The organism is Snodgrassella sp. CFCC 13594 (assembly GCF_001590725.1).
In the GTDB taxonomy this organism is placed as follows: Bacteria; Pseudomonadota; Gammaproteobacteria; order Burkholderiales; family Neisseriaceae; genus Snodgrassella.
In genome coordinates, this window is the sequence record NZ_LQXR01000042.1 from 1 (window position 1) to 3,608 (window position 3,608).

Sequence of the window (3,608 nt, forward strand, 5' to 3'; positions counted from 1 at the left end):
GACCATTTGCCCGATACCGTGAAGCAATGGCCTGCCATTATGTACAGCCAAACAGGTGGGCAAGCCAACAATACCAATTGCGATACGGATTACTGCCCACGCATTCAGGTGGATGTTTTTGCAGACAGCCCCAGCGCAAGAGCATTGCTGGTGGCAGAGGTACAGGCAGCCTTGAAAAATCTGCCCAACAATGCTGCTGTGCCTCAGATGGCACCCATGAACAATTATGACTTTACCCTAAAGAAATATCAGGCAACGCTTGATTATCTTGTTTTTTAACAATCATCTATTTTTATCTGCCGCCATTGAGCGGCATTTTTTATGGAGCTTTACCATGTCTGACAAAGGTTTATATTTTCAAGAAACCGCCATTAAAGTGTTCAAGCAGCCTGGCACCCCATCAAACAGTATTACCGCATTGACTAATGCCAATCCATCCGTGGCTACTGTAACCGACCATAACCTAACCAGTGGTGATGCCATTTATCTGACCTCAGATAACATTAGCGGTCAGCAAAATTGGTTTTTGGTTGATGTGATTGATGAAAACAGCTTTGCCGTTATCGGTTTGGATGGTACATCGATCGGCACGGTGACGGATGCCAAATTCATTAAAGGCGATTCGTTTGGCTTTTGTGAAACCACCGACATGAAAGTCACCCCATACAGCGTTAAGTTTAATGACGATACCACGGTATGCGATGCGTACCCCAGTGAGTACCCCACACTGGAAGCAGGTTCAATCAGCATTGGTGCTATGTGGAGTACGGACAACGGCGTGCAGGATTACTTGGAGGATTTAGGGCAGGTATTGGGCAGTACCTTTGTTGTGTTTAAGCCCAAAAGTGCAAAAACCATTCGGGGTTTTGTATGTGCATTGAAAGCTTTGAATATTCAGGTCAAGTGAATGAGAAGTACAAATCATCCTTTGGTCTGAAAATCAAATCCAAGCAACGCAAATTAACCTTGGAGGCGTAAACATGAACAAACAAGCAATGATGCAGGCGGTTAAGGATGCGTTCAATGTGGATGCGCTGAAGAAGATTGATGGCATTGAGCCTTTGGAGCTATATGTTAAAACCTTGTCAGTTAAAGGATTTAATGACCGGTTGAAAGAGTTACAAGCCATTGATGATAAATACAAAGACGATGATTTAAATGCCATTCGGGGCACCATCGTTTCTGTGTTTGATAAAGACGGTAATCATCCCTTTGATGCAGACAATTTAGATGATGTGAATTTTATGGCGAATCTGCCCATTGGAATTTATACCGCCATCGTGAACGCATCTAATGGGGCAAACTCATGGGGCCTTATGAAAGCCTAATACAAGAGCGTGAACGCTTCATTATGGATCTGTCTTTTGCGCTGGGCATACCAGCGCATGAGATTGATTTATGGCCTGAATCGCAATTGCAACGGTATCTGCACCACAGCCAGAAACATCCTTCACCGATTAAGCGGAATGAATATTACCAAGTCCAATTGGCGTACCTCATTGCCACCACCATGGGCGGATATGAAGGAGACAGTAGGCGGTTTTACATTGATGCAGCGGTAGACCATGAAGCGCCTACGCAAGTAGATGAAGCACAGCGACTGGCAGAGCAAGAACGCATGTTTGATAAAATATCAGACGGTGAACGATAAACAAACCCACTTCGGTGGGTTTTTATTTTGGGTGAGGTATGGAAGATATAACCGTCAAGCTGGGGCTAGATGCCAATGCGTTTATTTCAGGTATGCGTACGGCTGAAGAGCAAAATGCCAAGGGAATGGCTAGTCTACAAAAATCCTATCAGGCCGCAGCCAAAGGGAGAAGGGTTTAAGTGATGCCAAGATAGAACAGCGCGCCCAGTCTTTGCGCAACCTTGGTGTACAGGAACAGGAAATAGCCAAATTCACCGAAACCGCCAAGGCGGTACGGACGTACAAACAAAAGCGGGCTGAGTTGCGGGAACAATATGGTAGTGATACTGAAGCCATTGAAAGAGCCATTAAAGCGTTTGAAAAAGAATCGGGTGTTATCAATCTAGCTACGATTCGAGCACGAGAATTATCCGTTGCGCATCAAGCAGCGGCAGCTAAAGCCAAAGTGGCTGGTAGCAGCATGAGTGAAATGGGTGGCGCAGCAGGCAAAGCAGGGGGATTGGTAGCTGGTTTAGGCACCGCATTAGGTGGTGGCCTTGTGCTGGCTTTGGGTGCGGCTGTGACGGGTATTGGCGCATTTACAGGCGCTGCGGTAGCGGGGTTTGCTTTAGTATCAGCCAAAGCCACTGAAGCGCGGCAGTTGATGAATGATGCTAGCCGCTTGAATATCAATACCAATGACCTACAGTCATTTGAATATGCTGCCAATACCGTGGGGTTATCAGGTGAAAAAGTCCGCGATATTTTCAAAGATGTAAACGAGAAGATTGGGGATTTTGTTAGTACAGGTGGTGGAGAAGCAGCAGACGTATTTAAAAAGCTAAATTTAAACGCACGTGATTTTATTGGCTTGGCACCTGATCAGGCGCTGGCCCGTATTAGCACTGCTATGCAAGGCCTATCTACGCAAGACAAAACCAACCTACTGGAATCGCTGGCCAATGATGCTTCATTCTTACTGCCATTGCTGGATAACAATAATGAGAAATTGAAGGAGCTAAGGCAGACTGCGATTGACCAAGGTACGATTTTATCGCCCACAGAGTTGCAACAGCTCAACGACTTCAAAAGTAACCTGACAGAAATCCAAGCCATTATTGGTTCATTTGGTGATCACCTGACCGCATACATGGCTGGCCCATTAGGCGTGCTGGTTGAGAAAGCCAAAGAGCTGGTAGAGAACTTTGGCGGTATGGATAAGTTTGCCATGCAGGTTGCCGAATGGCTGACTACTGGACTTGGCAATGCAGTGAGTTTGGGCGGAGAAGTGTACAGCACATTCATGGGGTGGAAGGCCACCTTGTTGGATGTGAGGGCATTTGTTTACAGCGTTTATGATGGTTTGTTGAAGGTAGCCAAGTTAGCAACCTATACCAACCCAGCCTCAGCCATCTTTGGCGGGGGAATGCGCGATTATCTGGATGGACTGATTAAACAGAATGAATCTGTTATTGGTGAGGTGGCCGTAGATAAAGCCGAGATAGAAGCCAAAATTGCCACGGCTCAGTCAGCCGTTAAAGCATTTACCACCAACGTGGTAGCCAGATGAAGGCGGCATTAACCGATGCGGCGAGCGACATGAATAATGCCCGCAACAATACATCCGGCAACCCCACAGCAGTAAACAGCGCAGAGCGTACTCGATCGCTTGGTGAGTATGACCAAAAGCAATTACTGGAGCAGCAAAAGAAGCTACTGGAAGACAAGAAAAAGGCAGATGCGAATCTAGCCAAGGTTCAGGCCGCCAGCGCAGCATTGCAAAATACAGCAGGCAGCAAGATGGACAAGGCAGCCACCACCATGCAATCAGCTGCTAATGGGTTGAATGACAAGTACAGCAAGCTACCCTCCAATTTTGGTTCGATGTCTATGTCAGAGCAAGACAAATGGCTAGCGTCAAACAATATGACCATGGATAGCTGGGAAAAGCGTCAGGCAAGTGACCGCCAGAGCATGA

At 46.7% G+C, this 3,608-nt stretch carries 7 protein-coding genes; all 7 read left to right on the forward strand.

All coding sequences use genetic code 11. From position 1 onward, the window contains the following. On the forward strand, nt 1–279 hold a 279-nt coding region (locus A2F46_RS11425), incomplete at its 5' end, for a DUF3168 domain-containing protein (protein WP_156471640.1). A 55-nt stretch (nt 280–334) separates the two neighbouring features. Continuing rightward, entirely contained in the window at nt 335–907 is a 573-nt protein-coding gene (locus A2F46_RS11430; protein ID WP_156471641.1) for a hypothetical protein, read from the forward strand. 73 nt (nt 908–980) lie between these two features. Continuing rightward, on the forward strand, nt 981–1,328 hold the full coding sequence (locus A2F46_RS11435; RefSeq protein WP_066570577.1) for a hypothetical protein: 348 nt from the start codon (nt 981–983) through the stop codon (nt 1,326–1,328). After that, nucleotides 1,307–1,651, forward strand: a complete 345-nt coding sequence (locus tag A2F46_RS11440; RefSeq protein WP_066570578.1) for a hypothetical protein — start codon at nt 1,307–1,309, stop codon at nt 1,649–1,651. The genes A2F46_RS11435 and A2F46_RS11440 overlap by 22 nt, the downstream gene beginning before the upstream one ends. Before the next feature lie 38 nt (nt 1,652–1,689). Next, the gene (locus A2F46_RS12380; RefSeq protein ID WP_156471642.1) at nt 1,690–1,830 is read left to right on the forward strand and encodes a hypothetical protein; all 141 of its coding nucleotides are present in this window, start codon (nt 1,690–1,692) and stop codon (nt 1,828–1,830) included. 32 nt (nt 1,831–1,862) lie between these two features. Continuing rightward, on the forward strand, nt 1,863–3,200 hold the full coding sequence (locus A2F46_RS11445; protein WP_066570579.1) for a hypothetical protein: 1,338 nt from the start codon (nt 1,863–1,865) through the stop codon (nt 3,198–3,200). Next, on the forward strand, nt 3,197–3,608 hold a 412-nt coding region (locus tag A2F46_RS11450; RefSeq protein WP_156471643.1), incomplete at its 3' end, for a hypothetical protein. The genes A2F46_RS11445 and A2F46_RS11450, both read left to right, overlap by 4 nt.